Origin of the sequence: Saccharibacillus sacchari DSM 19268 (assembly GCF_000585395.1) — a bacterium.
GTDB classification, from domain to species: Bacteria; Bacillota; Bacilli; order Paenibacillales; family Paenibacillaceae; genus Saccharibacillus; species Saccharibacillus sacchari.
Window position 1 is genome coordinate 5,929,974 of sequence record NZ_KK073875.1, and the last position, 20,435, is coordinate 5,950,408.

Sequence of the window (20,435 nt, forward strand, 5' to 3'; positions counted from 1 at the left end):
TTTAAAACACGTGAAGCATGTAAAAGGACGGCTCCCCTCCCCGAAGGGAGCTTGCGGGAAGCCGTCCGATTTATGGTGCGGTGATCGCTTTGCGCGATTCTATTTTTGGTGAAACCCTGACTTGGAGCGGTTGTGGAAAGATAGAGATGTCGCTTGGCGCGATGAATGAGATTCATGTTCTGAAGAGATCAGTGAATCTCGGTCTGTAAAGATTCGCTTGGCGCGGGAACTGCGATTCACCTTGCCCGGAGGGGTCGGTGAATCTCGTTCCTTTAACCATAAATATACTGGTTAAGAATCGATTGAAGATGTTCTTGACGTCCGGATTTGTTCGCACGCGGAGTTTCGTTGTTCATTGCGTACTCAGCCAGGGAAGCCAGAGTCGTTTTACCGGCAACCACGTCGGCGCCGATGCCTTCGGAGAAGCTGCTGTAGCGTTCTTCGATGACTTTTTCGAACGCGCGGTCTTCGATCAGTTTCGCTGCGACTTTGAGGCCTTTTGCATATGTGTCCATGCCTGCGATATGAGCCAGGAACAGGTCGTCGGCTTCGAAGGAGTCACGGCGTACTTTGGCGTCGAAGTTGATGCCGCCTTTGCCCAGACCGTCGTTTTGCAGCACTTCGTACAATGTCAGCGTTGCATCGTAAACGTTAACCGGGAATTCGTCGGTATCCCAACCCAGCAGCATGTCGCCTTGGTTGGCATCCAGGGAACCCAGCATGCCGTTGATGCGGGCTACGCGCAGTTCATGCTCGAACGTGTGGCCGGCCAGTGTTGCGTGGTTAGCTTCCAGGTTGAGTTTGAAGTCTTTGTCGAGATCGTATTTTTGCAGGAACGCGATCGAAGTCGCCGCGTCGAAGTCGTATTGGTGTTTTGTAGGCTCTTTCGGTTTTGGCTCGATCAGGAATTGGGCGTCAAAGCCGATTTCCTTCGCGTAATCAACCGCCATGTGGAACATGCGGGCGATGTTGTCTTGCTCCAGTTTCATGTCCGTGTTCAGCAGGGACATGTAGCCTTCGCGTCCGCCCCAGAATACATAGTTCTCGCCGCCGAGACGTTTGCCGACTTCGAGGCCTTTTTTGATTTGAGCCGCTGCATGAGCGTATACGTCCGCATTGTTGGTGGATGCGGCGCCGTGTACAAAGCGCGGGTTCGTGAACATGTTCGCCGTGTTCCAGAGCAGTTTTTTTCCGCTGGATTTCATGTTCGATTCAATCAGATCCACGATCGTGTCGATGTTCGCGAAAAATTCTTTGAGCGAAGATCCTTCAGGCGTGATGTCGATATCGTGGAAACAGAAGTAGTCCAATCCCATTTTGTCCATGAACTCGAATCCGGCTTCGACGCGGGCTTTCGCCAGATCCATTCCTGTGTAGGAATGCCAAGGACGGATCGCCGTCGTTGCGCCGAACGGGTCGTTGCCTTCCGCTGTCAGCGTGTGCCAGTATGCCATCGAGAATTTCAGGTGCTCGGACATTTTTTTGCCTGCTACCACTTCGTCGGCATTGTAGAATTTAAAAGCGAATGGATTTTGCGACTGACTGCCTTCGTAAGCCACTTTACCGATGTTTTCAAAATAAGCCATGTAAGAAATGCCTCCTCGTTATTTCGCAGAAATCGTTTACATCGATATCCTAGCATATTCGAAAAACTTTGTCTATTGGATAAACTAAGTCTTTCGGGGAAAGTTTTTTCGGGGTAGAATTGGGGCAGGCGGCGCGGGGCTTAGGGTGCTCATCCCTTTGTGCGGAGGGCTCGATGTTTTCGTCAGGCGCTCCGGTTGTTTTCCCTTGCGGGAAAGCCAAAGGTCGCTTCTGCCGAAAACATCGAGCCGCGGCAGGTTGGTGCGGGGCCTCCTTCCCCATTTCTTGGGGGAGGCAGGGGTAGGACGGTAGGGCAGCGTCCCTGGATGCTCGGGACGCGAGTTGAGGAGGGCTGCCCGTTTCGGACTGTCGTCGAAACAGGGGCGCCAAAGGCAGGCAGAAGAACAAAAGAACAACATATAAAAAAATTTTAAAATTACAGGTCGCTCTTTTGCTTATGGGTGGATTGATTTAAGATAGTTAGACGTTCGAAGGCGCGGTTGAAATGTGTGGGCTTTCGAAAGAATGGGGCGAAGCGGTCAAAAGATTCGAGTTTGTTTTTATAGATGGATGTTAACGATCCGGAACGGCGATGGAAAATAGGTTTGAATGGAGTCGAAGATAAGGTACAGGTGCGGATGGAGGAACTGTAATGAGGGTGACCGGGGATCAGGCGTTGGTGAAAAAGTTGAACAAGTCGATCGTGCTCGACACGATTCGGCGGAGAGGACCTTTGTCCAGAACGGATGTGTCGGAGCGGACGGGATTGAATAAAGCGACGGTGTCGAATTTGACGTTGGAGCTGTTGGAGCAGAATTTAGTCGAGGAAACGGGGCTCGGGCAGTCCAGCGGCGGGCGGAAACCGTTGATGCTGCTGTTTAACGGCGCAGCCGGATGCGTGGTCGGCGTCGAACTGGGGGTTACATTGGTGAAGGCGGCGTTGACGGATTTGAACGGAGAGATTTTGTTCGAACGCAGCGCGCCGCTTGACGGACTTGATCCGGATACGGCTTTTGACGTGATCTGCGAGGTAGTGGAACCGTTATTGCAGAATGCACCGGAGACGCCTCACGGAACGGTCGGTATCGGAATCGGGGTGCCGGGCATGGTGGATGAATCCGGATTGATTCTGTATGCGCCCAACCTGGGTTGGGAAGGCGTGAATTTAAAATCGCGGATGGAAGAACGATTCGGCATATCTGTCGTGATCGATAACGAAGCCAATGCGGGCGCGGCGGGCGAGCGCGAGTACGGGGCCGGTCGGCATGTGCGGCATCTGGTTTATGTCAGCGCGGGCATGGGGATCGGCTCCGGCATGATTATCGACGGGCAGCTGTATAAAGGGGCTTGGGGATATGCGGGCGAAACCGGGCATATGTCGATTGAAAGCGACGGCCGGTTATGCAGCTGCGGCAGTCGGGGATGTTGGGAGTTGTATGCGTCGGAACGGGCTTATGCCTACGCTTCGCTGCCCGGTCAGCATGGGCCGCACCCTGAAGATGATAGGGTCGCAAATCGCTCGAAACCTTTGGATTCGGCAGAAGCTTTGAATCGTCTTCCCTCTTTCACAACAGCCGAGTTGATCGAATACGCTCGGCAGGGAGATGAGAAAACCCATGCCATGTACGCAGAAATCGGTCGACGCCTGGGGATCGGCATCACCAATCTGGTCAATGGCTTCAACCCCGAAAAAATCGTCGTCGGCGGTCCGTTGACCGAGGCTAAGCCATGGATCGAACCCGCTATGCTGGCTGCGATTGCGGAGCGCGCTCTTCCCTATCACCGGCGCGAGCTTGCGGTTGCATTCTCGGAGTTGGGCAGCCGATCCGCCGTGCTGGGCGCAGCTCACTTGGCCGTGTCGCAGTTCCTTGGTCGAGTACGGGTTTCGTTGTAAGAAAAAAAGGCGCAGCCGATACGGCGCGCCTTTTTCGTGCTTCTATGACAAATCCGAATTTACGCGTTCAGTGCTTTTTCCAGTTGCAGCTTGTTCATGCCTACGATTTTGGCTTCGCCGATTACGGTAACCGGTACGGCGCGCAGTCCCATATCCCAAACTTGCTGCGCGAAATCATCGCTTTGCTCGATGTTGCGTTCTTCATAAGCTACGCCTTTGCCATCCAGGTAACCTTTGACTTGTTTGCAGTGCGGACAGTTGGTGCTTGTATATACGATTGCTGTCGTCATATCGAATTCTCCACCTTTATCGTATTATTTTGAAACTAACTTTCTTTATTATATAACGTCAGGCCGGCTTCTACAAAACCTCGTCCGTGACGGAATTTAGTCGAATTTCTTACAACACAACTTCGGCAGCCGCTTGTGCGAACTCCAGGCTTTCGATAAAGCGTTCAGCGTCCATAGCAGCCGAGCATCCGCTGCCCGCAGCCGTGATCGCCTGACGATAGCGCGTATCTTGAACGTCGCCGCAAGCGAATACTCCGGGAATATTCGTTTCGGTCGTACCTGGCGTTACCACGATATAGCCGTTGGCATCCGTCGTGATTTGTCCATTCAGGAAACCCGTATTCGGATGGTGACCGATCGCGACGAACACGCCGCTGGCTTCGATCAATTGGTCTTCGCCTGTCTCATTGTTGCGAACGAGCAGTCCTTGCAGACCGTTTTCGCCTTTAACGACTTCGAGCGGAGTACGATCCAGCGCCCATTCGATCTTCGGATTCTGACGCGCGCGGTCCTGCATGATTTTCGAAGCGCGCATTTCGTTTCTGCGGTGAACCAGGGTGACCTTGGTCGCGAAGCGAGTCAAGAAGTTGGCTTCTTCAAGAGCCGAGTCGCCGCCGCCTACTACGATGATTTCTTTGCCGCGGAAAAAGAATCCGTCGCAAGTCGCGCAGGTGCTGACGCCCATGCCGACGTTTTCTTCTTCGCCCGGAATGCCGAGGTATTTAGCGCTTGCGCCCGTGGAGATGATCAGCGTATCGGTCACCAATTCGCCCATGCCCTCTACGTTCAGCTTGAACGGACGCTCGGACAGATCGACGTTCTCGACCCAGCCCGTACGGAATTCCGCACCGAAACGTTCCGCCTGCTTGCGCATGTTGTCCATCAATTCCGGACCCATGATGCCTTCCGGGAAACCGGGGAAGTTCTCGACTTCTGTTGTTGTCGTCAATTGTCCGCCTGGTTGCGGTCCTTCAATAACCAGTGGACTCATATTCGCGCGAGCCAGGTAGATCGCGGCCGTCAGTCCGGCAGGGCCGGTACCGATAATGATCGATTTATGCATGATAGGTCCTCCTCTTTCTCAGTCATTCCTAATTTATAATGATTACAATGTAGTTCTTATTATGGTGCTTCCAATTGATTGTGTCAAGTTGAATTTGTTGCCATGAAAATGAAGATTTAATGAACCTTCGGGTGGAAGGCAAGCAATCGAAGTCCGTTCAAAATGACCAGCAACGTGCTTCCTTCATGCCCCATTACACCGAAGGGCAGCGCCAGATCAAAGGAGAACGCGCTCGCAATCAACGATACGATCACAATGCAGGAAAAAATCAGATTTTGCCGAATGATTCGACTTGTTCGTTTGGCAAGCCGAAGAGTATCGGCGACGCCGCTGAGATCGTCTTTCATCAGCACAACGTCTGCCGTGCCCAACGCTGCTGCACTGCCCCGAATGCCCATTCCCATACCGACGTCAGCCGCGGCCATCGCCGGCGCATCGTTGACGCCGTCTCCGACCATCAACAAAGAACCGTACTTTTTCTTAAGTTGCCGAACACGGGCCACTTTTTCCGTAGGCAGCAGGCCGGCAAATACAAGCTCGATCCCGGCTTCAGCCGCAATCGCTCGGCCTGCTTCGACGGAATCCCCGGTCAACATTGCCACTTTCACGCCTTGTGCCTTTAACTTTTGGACGGCGCTTCTCGTTTCAGGGCGTATCTGATCTCTCAAAGCAAGCATACCGACGGTTTCGCCTTCGCAAATCACAAAAGAGACTGTTTGGCCTTTTTCGTTTAGACGCCGTAATTCCGATTCTTGCCACTCTTCGTTCAGGCTTGCCGATGCTGGATAACGGCCGACCGACCAACTCCGACCTTCGATAGCGGCCGCAATTCCGAAACCGGGTCTTTCTTCGGGAACCTCAGCCTCAGGCTGGACCAGACCGGCTTGTTCAGCCGCCCGTACGACAGCCTGGGCTAACGGATGCGAAGAATGCCGTTCTACCGAAGCCGCGAAGCGAAGCACTTCGTCCGAATGCCAACCGGGAGCTGCCGAGACTTCGGTTAACTCGGGTTCACCCAGCGTCAGCGTGCCTGTTTTATCAAAAGCGACGACATCGACTTCCGACAAGCGTTCCATCGGGACCCCGCCTTTAAACAGTACATTGCGGCGAGCCGCGCTCGACATCGCTGACAAGACGGCCGGCATGACGGAAGCAACGACCGCGCACGGCGAAGCGACAACTAAAAACAACATGCCTTTATAAAATGAAGTCTGCCAACCTCCCTCCCATATAAAAGGTCCGGCTGCAATCAGCATCAAAGCCGCAGCCAGTACCAACTTGACGTATAGCGCTTCGAAACGTTGAATAAAACGCTGCGAATTCGGCGAAGACTCCCTAGCCTGTTCGACCATTGCGATCATGCTCGCCAGCAAAGTCTCGGATGCTTTTCGCGTAACTTCGATCCGCAGCGTGCCTGCTCCGTTAAGGCTGCCCGCATAGACGTCTTCGCCCGCCTCGCGGTCGACCGGGAGGGATTCGCCCGTAATCGAAGACTGATTGATCGTGGATGCGCCCGCTACGATCCGACCGTCAGCCGGGATGTTTTCGCCGGCCCTGACCAGAATGAGATTTCCTTCCGCCAATTCCGAAACTTCCACTTCTTTGTACGCGTCGCCTTCGATTCGAATCGCCCGTTCCGGGCGCAGCGCGATCAATTCGGAAATATCCCGCCCGCTTCGATCGGAAGAAAATTCTTCCAAAGCCCCGCTTAAAGCAAAAATAAAAATCAGCAGCGCTCCTTCACTCCAGTATCCGATCGATGCCGCACCTACAGCGGCGGCTATCATCAATAGATTGACATCCAACGCCTTGTCTCGAAAAAGCTTGAGAGTCCCTTCCCGCGCTTTGCTCCACCCGCCTAATACATACGCCAAAACGTACAAAACGACGGAGAGGCTTTCGATGCCGACTTGCGACATCCCCCAACCGGCCAGCATCAACAATCCGCTTCCCAACGCTTTACGGACCTCAGCATGCACGACCAATTCTTTAAACAAATTTCGGCGTGGCGAAAGGACAGGCTCTTTTGACGGCGGATAGGCGGAATGATTATGGCGAACGACGCGAAATGCTTTTTCGAAAATCGGATGGTTTTGCATGGATTTTCCTCCTTTAGTCATACGGGTTTGGACTTCTGACGAACCGTTGCCCGAGTCCGTTAATGAGAATGAAAGTTATTTCTAATGCCCCTAAAACAGCACATGCTGCTTCGGAAGGTCCGAAGCAGCATGCGGGGAATGAGAATGATACTCATTTTTCCTATATTCAATTTTTTTGTGCGAAGGCAACTTTAATGTCATATTAGTCCTTCGCATTGAAAAAGTAAAGATCCGATTCGCTGTTTTTTTTGAATAAAAAACAACAAAAAGCACCGTTCGAATCTCGAACGGCGCCCTGCAATTATTGGGAATGGATAAGACTTACTTTCGCCAGCAAATGAGTTCTTTTACAAGTCGACTGTAGCTGTAATGGCTTGCTCCAGATCATGCAGAATATCGTCGATCGACTCCGTACCGATCGACAATCGAATCATGCCCGGCAGTACGCCCGAAGCTTCTTGCTCCTCCGGTCCGAGCTGCTGGTGCGTCGTGCTTGCCGGATGAATAATCAGACTCTTCGAGTCGCCGACATTCGCCAAGTGGGAGAACAATTTGACGCTTTCGATCAGCTTTTTGCCGGCTTCGATTCCGCCCTTGATTCCGAACGTCAGGATGGCTCCCTGCCCTTTCGGCAGGTACTTTTGGGCAAGTTCGTAAGAAGGATGGCTCGGCAGACCGGAATAATTGACCCATTCTACCCGCTCGTGTCCTTCGAGGAACCTCGCGACTGCTAGGGCATTCTGGCTATGCCGTTCCATGCGCAGGTGTAACGTTTCCAGTCCTTGAACAAGCAGCCAGGAGTTGAATGGAGAAATCGCCGCGCCCAGGTCACGCATCAGCTGCACGCGAGCTTTGATGATATACGCGATCGGGCCGAGCGCTTCGGCGTAGACCAGGCCGTGATAACTCGGATCGGGCTCGGTCAATCCCGGGAACTTGCCGCTGGCTGCCCAATCGAAGTTACCGCCGTCGACAATGATCCCGCCGATCGAGGTACCGTGCCCCCCGATGAACTTGGTTGCCGAATGAACCACGATATCCGCACCGTGTTCGATCGGACGAAGCAGATACGGACTTGGGAATGTGTTGTCCACGATCAACGGAAGACCGTTCTCGTGCGCAATGTCGGCTACGGCCCGAATGTCCAATACGTCGCCGCGCGGGTTACCGATCGTCTCGGCATAGACGGCCTTCGTATTTTCGTTGATCGCGCGGCGGAAGTTTTCCGGGTCGCTGGAATCGACGAAGCGTACCTTGATGCCCAATTTCGGAAGCGTTACCGCGAATAGATTATATGTACCGCCGTATAGGCTCGCGGACGAGACGATCTCATCGCCTGCTCCGGCAATATTAAGCAGAGAGTACGTGATAGCCGCTTGACCGGATGCCGTAGCAAGCGCCCCGGCGCCGCCCTCAAGCGCAGCGATCCGTTGTTCAAATACATCGCTTGTGGGATTCATCAGACGGGTATAGATATTGCCGAATTCCTTCAGGCCAAACAAATTAGCGGCATGTTCCGTATCCCGGAAGCCGTATGAAGTCGTCTGGTACAACGGTACGGCACGCGCTCCCGTCACCGGATCAATCTCTTGTCCCCCGTGTACGGCAAGTGTTTCAAAGGAAAGCTTTCTTTCTTCCGTCATGTCCGATTCCTCCCGAAATTCCGGCTTTTGCGCCGGATGGTTGATAGAACGGCATCCCTGCTCAAGCAAACTCTGGCTGTCAACGATTCGTCTCGGAATTCCGTTTTTTTGCGTAGTTTGGTGCTTGACTTGGCTCTTATTCTTACACAGATCGTCAGGAATGAAAAGAGGTAAAATTAAAATCCGATCAGGATAATGCGGTATTTGGGTGAATAGCAGATTTTTGGGGCGAGTAGGTCCTTTTCGTTTATTCATCCTCTATTCATCTTCTTTTGGCGGATAGACCTTTCCCCAGCCGTAGCCGGCTTCTTCGGACGTATCTTCGGGCATGCCGGGCAGGATCAGGCCGCCGTCGACGCGCAGGTTGATGCCGGTGATGTAGGCGGCTTGGTCGGATGCCAGCCAGGCTACGGCTTCCCCGATGTCGGACGGCGTGCCTAGACGGCCCAACGGGATTTTGCGGCCCAAAGGTTCCGTTCTGGCGTCTTGGTCCAAGTCGTTGACGGTTGCGCCGGGCGCGATGCAGTTGGTACGGATGCCGTACGGGGCCCATTCCAGCGCAAGGGAGCCGCAGGAACGGATCAGTGCAGCTTTCATTCCGCCGTAAATGCTGTCGCCCGGGTAGGCGCGTTCGCCGCGGGACGAGGTGATGAATTGGATGCTGCCTGCAATCTCGCGTTCGATCATCGACTGGGCAATGTATTTGGACAGGAGGATCGGCGCTCTGTAATCCAGATCGATCATCCAGCCGATGTCCTCTTCTTCAAGCTCTGTCAGAGGGCTCATGGTACTTTGCCCGGCGTTGTTGACGAGCAGGTCGATGCGGCCGAAATGCTCCAGCACGGCTTCGGCTACGCGCTTCGGTTCGCCGGGTTGGGTCAGATCGCTTTGGATGGCAAAAGGCTCCGCGCCGTAGATATGCTTCAGCTCCCGGGTCATCTCTTCCATATCGTCCGAGCTGGAATGGTAAGTCAAAGCAATACGGTAACCTTTTTGCGCCAGTACATGACAGATCCCGCGGCCGAGACCTTTGACTCCGCCGGTGACTAACGCGACGAGAAACTGTTCTGAGGAATGGGTGTTGCTGCTCATAGTCGGTTCGCTCCTTTTTCGACAAGTCTGGCATACACCCCATTACCCGACCGATGCCCGGTGTAAGCGCAGCCTATTTGGCGCAAGAAACAAGCCACGCTCGAAAGAACCTTTCCCGATGCAGCAAAAGGCTCCCTCGCTCAAGCTTCTGATCCGAATGCGCTGCATCCAGTCTTACGCCCGCGCATACAAGCGTCGCAGCTCGTCGGCCGAACGCTTCGCCTGATCAGCGGTAACGCCTTCGAGCGAGATGTCGATATGCGGCTTATGTTCTTTGAGCAAACGGTACAGCAGATCTTTGTTCAGCAGCCCGTCTCCGATCGGAAGATCCAGGCGAGGACGACCGCTGCCCGCGAAATGCCCGCCTTCTCCGAAATTCAAATCCTTGGCATGAATCAGCACCATCCGATCGGCCAGGGTCTCGAACGCGTCCTTTATTAATTCGTCCTGCTTCGGCAGACGTTCTTCGTTCAACAGGTTACAGGCGTCGAACAGCAGACCGATCGTAGACGAAGGCACTTCTTCGATCAAGCGGCGAACATGATCCAGCGAATTCAGCGTATGGCTTGCCACGGGTTCCATCGCCAGCTTCACGCCCCATTTTTCCGCTTCCTCCGCCAATTCCGTTACCGTTTCCCGCAGTACGCTCCAGCCGTGCTCTTCGTAATTCGACGGATGCGATTCCGCGTACGTGCGAATCGATCCGGTCTCCGTCGCAACCATGCCGCAGCCGAAATCCCGGGCCAAGCGCAGATGCTCTTTGAACCGATTGATTTCGGCGCGCCGAATGTCCGGGTCCGGGTGCACGGGATCAATATAGCAGCCGAGAACCGCGACTCGTACCCCTTCCCGCTGAAAGGCCTCGCCTATATGATTCGCAAGCCCCGGACTCAATTTGCCAGGGGAACAGTCGATATCGGCGATCGCTTTGAGTAGCGCCAACTGCACGGACGAAAACCCTTCCTCCGCTACTTTTCTTGCCAGTTCCGCCGCCGGAAGCTTGCCGTACGTATGTGCCAAAATTCCGAGTTTCATTTCCGATTCCTCCTTTTATATGCTTCGCATGGAAAAACCGCGAAGCGGCGAGGACGGGTTCATGCCCTCCATCGCCGTCCGCGGCCCGTATCGAAAATATGAGATGATAAGTGTATCTTCCGTTAACGAATCATCCAACCGCCGTCGACGCAGAGCACATGACCGTTGATATAATCCGCAGCCGACGAGGAAAGGAATACGGCGGGTCCGCCCACGTCTTCTCCCGTGCCCCAACGCGCTGCCGGAATCCGTACCGTGATCGAATCCGTCCGGTCTTTGTCCTCGCGGATCGGCGCCGTATTGTCGGTGGACATGTAACCCGGCGCGATCGCGTTGACCTGAACCCCTTTCGAAGCCCATTCGTTGGCAAAAGCTTTCGTCAAACCGGCTACGCCGTGCTTGCTCGCCGTGTAACCCGGAACGTTGATGCCGCCCTGGAACGACAGCATCGACGCAATATTGATCACTTTGCCGCTGCCGCGCTCGACCATATGGTTGCCGACGAGCTGGGTCAGGTAAAACACGGTTTTGAGGTTGATGTCCAGCACATCGTCGAAATCTTCCCAGCTGTGCTGAGAGATCGGCGTACGACGGATAATGCCCGCATTGTTGATCAGGATATCGATGCGTGCGGTAAACGCGAGCGCCTGCTTCACGACGTCTTCGAGGTCTTCTTTTTTGCTGAGATCCGCTTGAATCTCGTACGCCTGGCGTCCGAGCGCCTGTACCTTTTCCGCCGTATCGGAACAGGACGAAAATGAAACCGCGATGATATCGGCTCCCGCTTCCGCCAGCGCCAACGCCATTCCTTGACCCAATCCGCCGCTCGCCCCCGTTACCAGTGCCGTTTTGCCGCTAAGATCGAACATGCTCATCTTTTTTCCTCCTGATAATGTCCCGGACCAAACGCAGCTTTTATGCCTGATTCTCCCGCTCGCCGCTTCCGTCGTCCAGTCGTATGTTTTTCTGTGAAAAAAGTGCTTTCTGTTCGTCATCCAGCCCGCTGTCCGTAATGATTACGTCCAGTTCATCGCAATCCGCAAACGTCCATAAGGCGAACTTGCCGAACTTCTGATGCTCGACTACGCCGTACGCCTGCCGGGCCGTTTTGACCAATGCCTTTTTATAAGGAACCAAATCGCCCGTGTAGATCGAAGCGCCCAGTTCCGGATGCAGCGCCGTCGCGGACAAAAATGCTTTGCTAATATTCAGCCCTTCCACGAACGGCGCGCTGCCCGGACCGATCAGCACGTTGCGCACCCGCTCGCCGCCCGGCACGACAAGACGAATCTTGTCTTTGCGCGCCAGTTCGCTCAAGATGAACAAATCGTTCGTAATGACGGTCAGCGGCGCGTTGTCGAGCTGACGGGCCATCTCGAGCGTCGTTCCTCCGCCGTCGAGCGCGATAATGTCGCCCGGCTGGATATAACGCAGCGCTCGGGCGGCGATCTCCGCTTTTTCCGCCGCGTGCTTGTCTCCGGTGCCTTTGGACGATAAAATGCCGAATTGGTCGTTCTGAGCCAGCATCGCGCCGCCGTGCACGCGAACGAGCAGCCCTTTTTCCTCCAGGCGCGCCAGATCCTCGCGGATCGTTTTGCCTGTCACCTCGAGAAGAGAACTGAGTTCGCCGACGCCGATTTCTTTGCGCTCGATAAGGATTTCCATCAATTTTTCATGCCGTTTGAGTGCGTTCATGGTTGGACATAGCTCCTATTCCGAAAAAAGTCGTGTAGGGTCTATTTTAAGTCCTTCATATCCACGCCGTCCATATCGTCGAACAGTTGGTTTTCGCCGCCCATCGCCCAGCAGAAGGTGTAGTTGTTCGTGCCGACGCCGCTATGGATGGACCAGCTTGGCGACAAGATCGCTTGCTCGTTCCGCACGACCAAATGACGCGTCTCTTGCGGATCGCCCATGAAGTGGAAGACCGCGGCATTTTCCGGCATATTGAAGTACAGATACACTTCGGAGCGGCGGTTATGCGTATGGCAAGGCATCGTGTTCCACATGCTGCCCGGCGCCAGATGCGTGATGCCCATCACGAGCTGACAACTTTCGATTCCGCCCGGCAGGATATATTTGTTGATCGTGCGCTCGTTCGAGCTGTCGAGGCTGCCCAGATTGGCTTTGATCGCTTCGCCTTCGCCCGCTTTTTTCGTCGTATAGGCTTTGTGCGCCGGCGTGGACACCAGGTAGAACTTTGCCGGGCTGTCTCCGTTCGCGCTTTTGAAAAAGACGTCTTTTACGCCGAGTCCGATGTACAGGCATTCGTTCACGCCCATCTCGTGCGTGTCGCCGTCAACCGTGACCGAACCTTCGCCGCCCACGTTGATGATGCCCACTTCGCGCCGCTCCAGGAAATAATCCGCGCCGATCTGCTTGAAGTCGGCTTCCAGCTTCAGTTCTTTGGACACGGGTACGGCCGAACCGACGATATACCGATCGGTATGCGAGTAAACGGTTACAAGTTCATCCGGCGCAAACAACGTTTCGATCAAAAATTCCTCGCGCAGTCGGGTCGTATCGAAGCCTTTTACGTCTTTCGGATTGGAATCATAGCGGTTTTCCACAATAGTCATCCTTTCGATTTGGAGGATTTTAGCTAAAAAACAGTAAATGAACGTTTATATAGGTTCATATTAGTTCATTTAATTCGCTTTGTACATCCTTTTTTGCTAAAAAGAAAAATCCCGCTTTACCAGATCCGGCAAAGACGAGAACGTTCAGCTTTTTCTAAGCTTGCTTTCATTTCTTGTTCATGTTTTCGGGTTATCATAGATTGACTTAACTAAACGGAAACTCGACGGACCGGAGGGACTCTGACGTGAACGCGAAACGACTTAAAAAAACCGACCCCATTCCGGTAATCCTTGCACTGGCGGCGCTGTTTCTGTCGCTATATAATATTCAAAAATCCGGAAATCTAAATGCTTACTACACGGCTGCGGTCACGAGCATGACGCAAAGCTTCCACAACTTTTTCTACAATTCATTTGATCCCGGCGGCTTCATTTCGATCGATAAACCTCCGGTTGCTTTTTGGCTGCAAGCGATTAGCGTCAAACTATTGGGATTGCACTCGTGGACGCTTGCTCTTCCGTCGGCGCTGGCTTTTGCGGGTTCTGTCATCCTGCTCTATCTGATCGTTCGGGGTTCATTCGGTTTGGCGGCAGCGCGTTTGGCAGCTCTAATCCTGACTTTTACGCCGATTGCCGCTGCCGTCAGCCGGACCAACAACGTGGATAGCGTATTGGTGTTTTTCCTGCTGCTGGCTGTATACGTTTTAACCCGAGCCGTTCGAAACAGCAGTCTGCTCCAACTCTGTCTAGCTTTTGCGCTGGTCGGCGTAGGGTTCAATACCAAGATGCTCCAAGCCTATCTCGTGCTGCCCGCTCTCTTTTTATTCGTGTGGGCGGCTTATCGCATGCGCAAGAAGCATTGGAAAACAACACTCCGGCACCTGGCCGCGGCTACCGGAGTTCTTATCGCCGTCTCGCTGTCTTGGGCGGTTATCGTGGATGCCACGCCTGCCGATCAACGCCCTTATGTCGGCAGCAGTCAGCATAATTCGGTACTGGAGCTGGCACTCGGCTATAACGGCATCGGCCGCCTGACAGGCGACTTGAGCGGAAGCTTGGCTTCGGGTCAAAATAACGCGCGAATCGCGGCCCAAGATGCCAGCTTGATGCCGACTCTTCCATTGGGAATAGATTCTTCGCGATTAGAAAAGGCTGGCATTCCGACAAACGAAACTCCTCGCGAAATCCGCTCTTTCGCTCCGGCTTCTTCCTCGGGCGCGATGAGTTCGACCAGCGAAGACGGACCGTCCGGACTGCTGCGCCTGTTCGACGTGAAGCTCGCCGGACAGATCGCGTGGCTGCTTCCTTTTGCGCTGTTCGGCGCCGTTCTGCTGTGGCTGCGCCGCCCGGAGCGCCGCGTCGACGTGATGCTCTGGGCGGGTTGGCTGCTGCCGATGATCGTCGTGTTCAGTCTGGCCGGATACTTCCATCGTTACTATCTGATTATGCTGGCACCGGGCATCGCGGCGTTGGCAGGTGCGGCAATTGCCGAATTATGCCGTTCGCGCCAGGCTTCTTGGATCGTCCCCGGAGCGATTATTGCTTTTGGCACGGTGGCTTATATCGCTTACGACGACGGGTTTCCGATGATCGGACTGGCCTGCGCGGTGATCGGCACGCTCGCCCTGCCCGGGTTATGGTTCAAAACGCGTATCGCGCCGAAGCTCACGTTGATCTTCTCGCTCATTGCCTTGCTCGCCGCGCCCGCTTACTGGTCGCTTACTCCTTCGTTATACGGGGTGAGCGCTCGCCAACCTTATGCTTCTCCGCATCTGGCCGAAGGCGGCGGAAGCTGGAGTCGCGACGGCGAACCGCTCGATGCGGCATTGGTCGACTATCTCATCCGCAATCGCGGCAGCGCCAAATATTTGGCCGCCATGCCTTCATCCAACAGCGGTGCGGACTCTCTGATTATCCAGACCGGACTACCGGTACTCGCATGGGGCGGCTTTAAAGGCGTAGACCCGGCACTCGACATCGCAGGCCTGCAAAAACTGGTCAAATCCGGCGAACTGCGCTATGTATTGATCGGCGGCGCGCATAATACCCAGGACGCTCTTGCGCGCTGGGTTGAATTGAACGGAAGCCCCGTGCCGGAATCAGCCTGGAATGCCATGAAGAAGGGCAGCGTGCAAGCATTCGGCCCTTCTTCGCAAGATGCGCAGGGCATCACCGGCGCGATCGGGCAGGTCGTCGATACGCTCGGTCTGAATCGCAGCTATACGCTATACGATCTGAGCAGCCTATCCATTAAGGAGGATTGAATCCGTGCCGCAAAACAAAATGTCTGCCAGGCCGCTGCGCTTCGCCATTGTCGGCGTCTCCAATACGCTTGTCGATTTTATCGTCTTTTTCCTGCTTGAAGGATTGATCGGCCCGATCGCCCAAATCGCGGGTTATGCCGCCGGTACGGCCAACAGCTACTATTGGAACCGCCGCTGGACCTTCAAGACGGATCAACCCAAGCAAAAAGGCGAACTGACCCGTTTTCTGATCGTCAATCTGACCGTTGCCCTGTTGACCACCGCTCTGCTTACGCTGCTCAATCTGTTCATGCCCGTCTGGGCCGCAAAAGTGCTCGTGACCGTACCCGGCATGGCGCTGAATTATCTATTGAGCAAAGTCTGGGTGTTCCGCCCCGCGGCAAGCGAAACGCCAAACCGTTAATTCGCGGAAGAAGAAACGGACCCGAAGTTGGTCTGATTGAACTCGGGCAGCAGCTTTTGAATATGTCGGACCAGCTGTTCAGCGGCCTGACGATGCGTTTTTTGAGACGGATGGTAGTCGGCGGCGTAACCGTCTTCCGCCTGCTGAACATCGAATTTCAGAGTCGTTACCTTGAGGTCGCCTGTCGCTTCGATATATTGGCCTACCGCCTGCTCGACAAACGGATACAGCCGATCGCCCATAATTCCCAAAGCGCACAAGATCATCGCGTTAGCGTTCCTGCGGCGGACCGTTTTCAAAAACTCGGTATACCGCATCGCGAACTCCGTCTGTCTCTCCAGGTTATTCTGCGCATAGGAGTCGTCATTGGTGCCCAAATTGATGATGACCAGATCGGGAACGAATTGCGTAAAATCCCAAACAACCGAGAGCGGATCGAGCGTCCCGTCCGGTCTGCCTTCCGATTTGGCCCATTTTTCATAATAGTCCGGGACCAGATGGGTGAGCAGTTTGGCGTCATTATCCGTATAACCGGAGATGATGCCGTAGCCGCTGTACGACACGATGCTGTAATCGGCGCCGAGCGCCTGAACGGTTTGATACGAATACGCCTTAGTTACGTCTTCTGTCGCGGTAGAAAAGGAATGCTCGGCATGCTCATCGTCGATTCCGTATCCGCAAGTGATCGAATCGCCGATAATCTCGATCTTGTGCTTCTTTGCCGGAGTAGGTCGAATACCGCCTTCTGCGTCCACGGCAATCTGCTGTATTCCGACCGTCGACATTGCCGCTTCCGACAGCTTGACGACGCGCACGATGACCGTCTCTTCTATTTCGCTTTCGAACACGATGTATCTTTTCGTCGCCTGATCGATCTGTTCGTCTACTACCCGTTTTCCATTCACCCAAATTCCGACGCGCGCCCAATTATTCGTTCCCTGCGCCGTACTATCGCCCTGAAGCGTAATTTCCGCCTTTTTCCCGGTAAAAGAAAACTCGACCCCGCTGCCGGACAACCCCAGCCATAACGTCTCGTTATACCTATGCGTTCTGCCCAACTTTTTTACATAATCCGCCGTCGCTCTAAATTCTTTCATTTTCCATCCTCTTCTCCTCCATTTTGACGATCGCCGATATGCACGCGAATCACGATATCTTGGTCATGGTTGCCGAATCCCGCGCCGTAAAGCGTTAAGCCTCCCACATGCTCGGCCTGTTCATCCACCTGAAAACGCAGCGTCCAAAAGGGATCATCCAAACGCAAATCGGAAAGGGTGACGTCCGACATGCGTTCCCCGTCAATGGAAGCTCCTGAAGCGTCGATTCGAATCGTTTTGAGCAGTCCGTATTGGTTTACGTTACGGTGCCACCAAGACGGGGTGTATTTCCCCCTGGCGGCGCGACCGAAGTCTGCCGGGCTGGTCCAGTTGCCCAAGTAGATGCCGTTAAACACGAATCCGATGTCGGAAGGCCAGTCATCGCGAAGTCCCGGCGCTTCCGAAGCCAATTCCATCGAAAGCTCGATCGCTTCCGCCGTCTGTTCAGGGAGTAGATAATTCGGCGTTTTATACTCCACAAAGCCTCGCCCCATCCACAATATAGCTGCCTGCACCCGTTCCGGATCGAGAAAATAACGGGGATCGTCCCAAACGCCGATTTCTTTTTCCAAAGTACCGAGGCCGCAAGTGGGATGTACGTCGAAAGCCGTATAATGGCCGATCGCGATCGACTGTTCCCGAATCCGTGCTTCCTCGCTCGCCTGCGGCAAAAGAATCTCGATCTTGCTTTCTTTGATAAAACAGATCTTATGCGTGCCGCCGTTCAATCGTACTCTGCGGCTCCCAATCAATCCGGCTTCCTCCAGCTTTCGAATATGCATCGTGACGATGGAAGGGCTCAGACCGAGGCGCGTCGCCAGATCTTTGACGTTCATCTCGGCATCGGCCAGCAATCTCAGCATCTTCCATCTTACCTCGCTTGCCAAGGCTTCGTATAGCGGAATAAATCGTTCTTCGCCGTTCGCTTTGATCATTTGTCCCCCTGCTTCCGCTCATGTTGAAATCACATTTATATTTATTGAATAGATTTTCTCTTTGCGCCTTACTTTATCATATTGTAAGGGGTATCGGAATACGGTTTAATTTGCTTAGATTCAATAAAATATGCAATTCGCAAAGATGTGAATTCAAGAAGAGGTGCGGCATGAAATACAACAATCCCGTCATCAAAGGCTTTTACCCCGATCCCAGTGTATGCCGAGTAGGCGACACGTATTATCTGGTATGCAGTTCTTTTCAATTCTTCCCCGGCGTCCCGCTCTTCGAGAGCAAAGACCTGATTAACTGGACCCAAATCGGCCATTGCCTGACTCGCGAGAGCCAAGTTCAACTGAGTCGCGTCAACAGCTCCGGCGGCGTGTTCGCTCCGACGATCCGTCATTACGAAGGCCGTTTTTATATGACCACGACCAACGATACGACGCGTCAGAACTTCTATGTATGGACAGACGACATTTACGGCGAATGGTCGGAACCGGTATTCGTCGATCAAGGCGGCATCGATCCGGATTTGTATTTTGAAAACGGACGGGCTTTCTTCATGAGCAACGGCACGGACGATCAAGGCGTAGGCGGAGTGGTGCAATGCGAACTCAACATCGAGACCGGAGCGAAGCTGTCGCCGAGCCGTTCGATCTGGAAAGGCACGGGCGGTCGCTATCTGGAAAGCCCGCATATGTACAACATCGACGGGCGTTACTACCTGATGGCCGCCGAAGGCGGAACCGAATACGGCCATATGGTCATTTACGCGCGGAGCGAAGCGCTTTCGGGTCCGTTCGAATCGTACGCCGCCAACCCCGTGCTCACCAACCGCAACCTCGGCGGCTATGAGCTTCAGGGCGTAGGCCACGGCGATCTGATTCAAGACGGCGACGGCAACTGGTGGATGCTGCATCTGGGCTTCCGTCAGATCGGACGCTGGCTGACTTATCACCATCTGGGCCGCGAAGTGTTCCTGACCCCGGTCACGTTCGACGAAGACGGCTGGTTTACCGCGGGACATGACGGCATTACGCTGACCAGCTTTACCACGGACCGTATTCCCGATCATGTCGTGCAGCAGGAACAAAAGATCGTAACCTTTGAAAATACCGACTGGAACCTGGATTGGTGTTATCTGCGTCATCCGTCGACCGAAAATTATAAGCTTGAACCCAATCGAGCTGTACTGCGCGGCACCGACATCACCTTGGATGCCCCGGCTTCCCCGACCTTCATCGGTATTCGACAAAAAGATTTCGATGCAACCCTCTCCTGCGAAGTCCGACTTTCCGGCGAACAGGGCGAAGCCGGAATCACGTTATACATGGACGAAAACCACCGTTATGACCTCGCCGTCCGCAACGATCAAGACGGCTCCGTCAAAGTCATCGAACGATTGAACGTGGGCGACGTCAAATCGATCGAAAAAGAAATCCCGATCAACCACGAAAGCCCAGCCCGACTTCTTATCCGTTCCGGCCATGAACGCTATCACTTCTTCCTTGTGCAAGACAACGAAGAAATCGCCCTAGGCACAGCCCAAACCCGCTACCTCTCTTCCGAAGTCGCAGGCGGCTTCACCGGCGTCGTCATCGGTCTTTACGCCGCAGGCGAACACGCAGAAGCCGAATTCACGAATTTCAAATGCGAGTACTTATAAAAGGTTGGTTACCTTTCTCTATCCCCTTGACCTAAAAAGAGCTGTCCCTAAGCTAATCTAGGCCATGTACGCAAACTCAACGACGTGCATCTTGACCTGTCTTTTCGCCCTCTTCGGCGTCATTTTCCTTTGACGTGCCCCGGCACGCCTTCAGGAAAATTCCTTGCCGAGAACGAAAATCCAGCTCAATCTGCTCCCGGCGGAGTTTGCTTACACGCCCTAGCTTAGGACAGCCTCTTTTGTATCTTTTCCATGTCTTGAATTTGGCGGTCACATATCGCCTAATCCGACCTCTTGTCTTCTCTCACCCCAGCAGCCTGCTTCGGCGGGTTCTTGGGTTGGGATAGGTTCGATTTCTCCCGCAGCGTCTCCCCGCTCCAGCCCAGGAATTAAAACTCCCCAACAAAAAAAGAGCCCGCCGAAGCGAGCCCTTCCCTCATCCTACATTTTCATACCGATCGAGTTATTACCCATGATCCAGATCGAACCGACAACGACAGTCAACAGGATCAGAACCCCGAAGATCAGCGTAATCAGGTTCCAACGAGGTTGTTCTCCATCACGCACGTGCATGAAGAAGATCAACTGAACCAGGAATTGCAGGGTCGCCGTTACCATGATCACTGCAATCGTGGCTGTACGTCCCATCATATCGTTCAACACGACAACGAGCGGAATGATCGTCAGCACGATCGAAATGATATAACCGATGATGTAGGACTTAAGCGAGCCGTGCTCGTGACGTTCCCCACCGTGGCTGTTATGCGCGTTATTGTGATCCGCCATC

17 protein-coding genes are annotated in these 20,435 nt (G+C 54.0%); 4 read left to right on the forward strand and 13 right to left on the reverse strand.

Translation table 11 applies throughout. The features are described from left to right. Nucleotides 1-272: 272 nt before the first annotated feature. On the reverse strand, nucleotides 273-1,586 hold the full coding sequence (gene xylA / locus SACSAC_RS25875; RefSeq protein WP_037291397.1) for a xylose isomerase: 1,314 nt from the start codon (nucleotides 1,584-1,586) through the stop codon (nucleotides 273-275). A gap of 650 nt (nucleotides 1,587-2,236) precedes the next feature. Between xylA and SACSAC_RS25880 the strand changes: the two genes are divergently transcribed. After that, nucleotides 2,237-3,478, forward strand: coding sequence for an ROK family transcriptional regulator (locus SACSAC_RS25880; protein WP_037291400.1), 1,242 nt, complete (start codon nucleotides 2,237-2,239; stop codon nucleotides 3,476-3,478). Between the two features lie 59 nt (nucleotides 3,479-3,537). Here the strand turns inward: SACSAC_RS25880 and SACSAC_RS25885 are convergent, their stop codons facing one another. From SACSAC_RS25885 to kduI, 9 genes are all read right to left on the reverse strand, one after another. Further along, nucleotides 3,538-3,768: a glutaredoxin family protein gene (locus tag SACSAC_RS25885; RefSeq protein WP_037291402.1), complete on the reverse strand. Its 231-nt coding sequence runs from the start codon at nucleotides 3,766-3,768 to the stop codon at nucleotides 3,538-3,540. A 109-nt stretch (nucleotides 3,769-3,877) separates the two neighbouring features. Further along, on the reverse strand, nucleotides 3,878-4,831 hold the full coding sequence (trxB, locus tag SACSAC_RS25890) for a thioredoxin-disulfide reductase (protein WP_037291405.1): 954 nt from the start codon (nucleotides 4,829-4,831) through the stop codon (nucleotides 3,878-3,880). Between the two features lie 116 nt (nucleotides 4,832-4,947). After that, nucleotides 4,948-6,930: a heavy metal translocating P-type ATPase gene (locus SACSAC_RS25895; RefSeq protein ID WP_037291410.1), complete on the reverse strand. Its 1,983-nt coding sequence runs from the start codon at nucleotides 6,928-6,930 to the stop codon at nucleotides 4,948-4,950. A 347-nt stretch (nucleotides 6,931-7,277) separates the two neighbouring features. After that, nucleotides 7,278-8,573: a homocysteine synthase gene (locus SACSAC_RS25900; RefSeq protein WP_037291411.1), complete on the reverse strand. Its 1,296-nt coding sequence runs from the start codon at nucleotides 8,571-8,573 to the stop codon at nucleotides 7,278-7,280. A gap of 258 nt (nucleotides 8,574-8,831) precedes the next feature. Further along, nucleotides 8,832-9,665, reverse strand: coding sequence for an SDR family NAD(P)-dependent oxidoreductase (locus tag SACSAC_RS25905; RefSeq protein ID WP_037291413.1), 834 nt, complete (start codon nucleotides 9,663-9,665; stop codon nucleotides 8,832-8,834). 174 nt (nucleotides 9,666-9,839) lie between these two features. Continuing rightward, nucleotides 9,840-10,700, reverse strand: coding sequence for a sugar phosphate isomerase/epimerase family protein (locus SACSAC_RS25910; protein ID WP_037291415.1), 861 nt, complete (start codon nucleotides 10,698-10,700; stop codon nucleotides 9,840-9,842). 122 nt (nucleotides 10,701-10,822) lie between these two features. Then, entirely contained in the window at nucleotides 10,823-11,575 is a 753-nt protein-coding gene (gene kduD / locus SACSAC_RS25915; protein WP_037291417.1) for a 2-dehydro-3-deoxy-D-gluconate 5-dehydrogenase KduD, read from the reverse strand. A gap of 40 nt (nucleotides 11,576-11,615) precedes the next feature. Further along, nucleotides 11,616-12,395 (reverse strand): DeoR/GlpR family DNA-binding transcription regulator, encoded by a 780-nt coding sequence (locus tag SACSAC_RS25920; RefSeq protein WP_037291419.1) that lies wholly within the window; start codon nucleotides 12,393-12,395, stop codon nucleotides 11,616-11,618. A gap of 41 nt (nucleotides 12,396-12,436) precedes the next feature. Further along, the gene (gene kduI / locus SACSAC_RS25925) at nucleotides 12,437-13,270 is read right to left on the reverse strand and encodes a 5-dehydro-4-deoxy-D-glucuronate isomerase (RefSeq protein WP_037291421.1); all 834 of its coding nucleotides are present in this window, start codon (nucleotides 13,268-13,270) and stop codon (nucleotides 12,437-12,439) included. A gap of 254 nt (nucleotides 13,271-13,524) precedes the next feature. Here kduI and SACSAC_RS25930 point away from each other — a divergent pair, with 254 nt between their 5' ends. Continuing rightward, nucleotides 13,525-15,543, forward strand: coding sequence for a glycosyltransferase family 39 protein (locus SACSAC_RS25930; protein ID WP_051507425.1), 2,019 nt, complete (start codon nucleotides 13,525-13,527; stop codon nucleotides 15,541-15,543). 4 nt (nucleotides 15,544-15,547) lie between these two features. Next, nucleotides 15,548-15,946 (forward strand): GtrA family protein, encoded by a 399-nt coding sequence (locus tag SACSAC_RS25935; RefSeq protein ID WP_245608707.1) that lies wholly within the window; start codon nucleotides 15,548-15,550, stop codon nucleotides 15,944-15,946. Here the strand turns inward: SACSAC_RS25935 and SACSAC_RS25940 are convergent. Continuing rightward, nucleotides 15,943-17,043: an SGNH/GDSL hydrolase family protein gene (locus tag SACSAC_RS25940; RefSeq protein ID WP_051507426.1), complete on the reverse strand. Its 1,101-nt coding sequence runs from the start codon at nucleotides 17,041-17,043 to the stop codon at nucleotides 15,943-15,945. The two genes, SACSAC_RS25935 and SACSAC_RS25940, sit on opposite strands and share 4 nt — an antisense overlap. After that, nucleotides 17,040-17,978, reverse strand: coding sequence for an ArsR/SmtB family transcription factor (locus SACSAC_RS25945; protein ID WP_037291423.1), 939 nt, complete (start codon nucleotides 17,976-17,978; stop codon nucleotides 17,040-17,042). The genes SACSAC_RS25940 and SACSAC_RS25945 overlap by 4 nt, the downstream gene beginning before the upstream one ends. Nucleotides 17,979-18,148: 170 nt before the next feature. Here SACSAC_RS25945 and SACSAC_RS25950 point away from each other — a divergent pair, with 170 nt between their 5' ends. Further along, the gene (locus SACSAC_RS25950; RefSeq protein WP_037291426.1) at nucleotides 18,149-19,648 is read left to right on the forward strand and encodes a glycoside hydrolase family 43 protein; all 1,500 of its coding nucleotides are present in this window, start codon (nucleotides 18,149-18,151) and stop codon (nucleotides 19,646-19,648) included. A 441-nt stretch (nucleotides 19,649-20,089) separates the two neighbouring features. Here the strand turns inward: SACSAC_RS25950 and cyoD are convergent, their stop codons facing one another. Next, the gene (cyoD, locus tag SACSAC_RS25955; RefSeq protein WP_037291429.1) at nucleotides 20,090-20,434 is read right to left on the reverse strand and encodes a cytochrome o ubiquinol oxidase subunit IV; all 345 of its coding nucleotides are present in this window, start codon (nucleotides 20,432-20,434) and stop codon (nucleotides 20,090-20,092) included. Nucleotide 20,435: the final 1 nt, after the last annotated feature.

Bases quoted from the DNA above. Each gene is read 5' to 3' on its own strand.
- cyoD (WP_037291429.1), bottom strand. From the start codon at position 20,434: ATGGCGGATCACAATAACGCGCATAACAGCCACGGTGGGGAACGTCAC.
- xylA (WP_037291397.1), bottom strand. From the start codon at position 1,586: ATGGCTTATTTTGAAAACATCGGTAAAGTGGCTTACGAAGGCAGTCAG.
- SACSAC_RS25885 (WP_037291402.1), bottom strand. From the start codon at position 3,768: ATGACGACAGCAATCGTATATACAAGCACCAACTGTCCGCACTGCAAA.
- SACSAC_RS25905 (WP_037291413.1), bottom strand. From the start codon at position 9,665: ATGAGCAGCAACACCCATTCCTCAGAACAGTTTCTCGTCGCGTTAGTC.
- SACSAC_RS25950 (WP_037291426.1), top strand. From the start codon at position 18,149: ATGAAATACAACAATCCCGTCATCAAAGGCTTTTACCCCGATCCCAGT.
- SACSAC_RS25920 (WP_037291419.1), bottom strand. From the start codon at position 12,395: ATGAACGCACTCAAACGGCATGAAAAATTGATGGAAATCCTTATCGAG.
- SACSAC_RS25900 (WP_037291411.1), bottom strand. From the start codon at position 8,573: ATGACGGAAGAAAGAAAGCTTTCCTTTGAAACACTTGCCGTACACGGG.
- SACSAC_RS25895 (WP_037291410.1), bottom strand. From the start codon at position 6,930: ATGCAAAACCATCCGATTTTCGAAAAAGCATTTCGCGTCGTTCGCCAT.
- SACSAC_RS25880 (WP_037291400.1), top strand. From the start codon at position 2,237: ATGAGGGTGACCGGGGATCAGGCGTTGGTGAAAAAGTTGAACAAGTCG.
- kduD (WP_037291417.1), bottom strand. From the start codon at position 11,575: ATGAGCATGTTCGATCTTAGCGGCAAAACGGCACTGGTAACGGGGGCG.
- SACSAC_RS25945 (WP_037291423.1), bottom strand. From the start codon at position 17,978: ATGATCAAAGCGAACGGCGAAGAACGATTTATTCCGCTATACGAAGCC.
- SACSAC_RS25910 (WP_037291415.1), bottom strand. From the start codon at position 10,700: ATGAAACTCGGAATTTTGGCACATACGTACGGCAAGCTTCCGGCGGCG.
- trxB (WP_037291405.1), bottom strand. From the start codon at position 4,831: ATGCATAAATCGATCATTATCGGTACCGGCCCTGCCGGACTGACGGCC.
- SACSAC_RS25940 (WP_051507426.1), bottom strand. From the start codon at position 17,043: ATGAAAGAATTTAGAGCGACGGCGGATTATGTAAAAAAGTTGGGCAGA.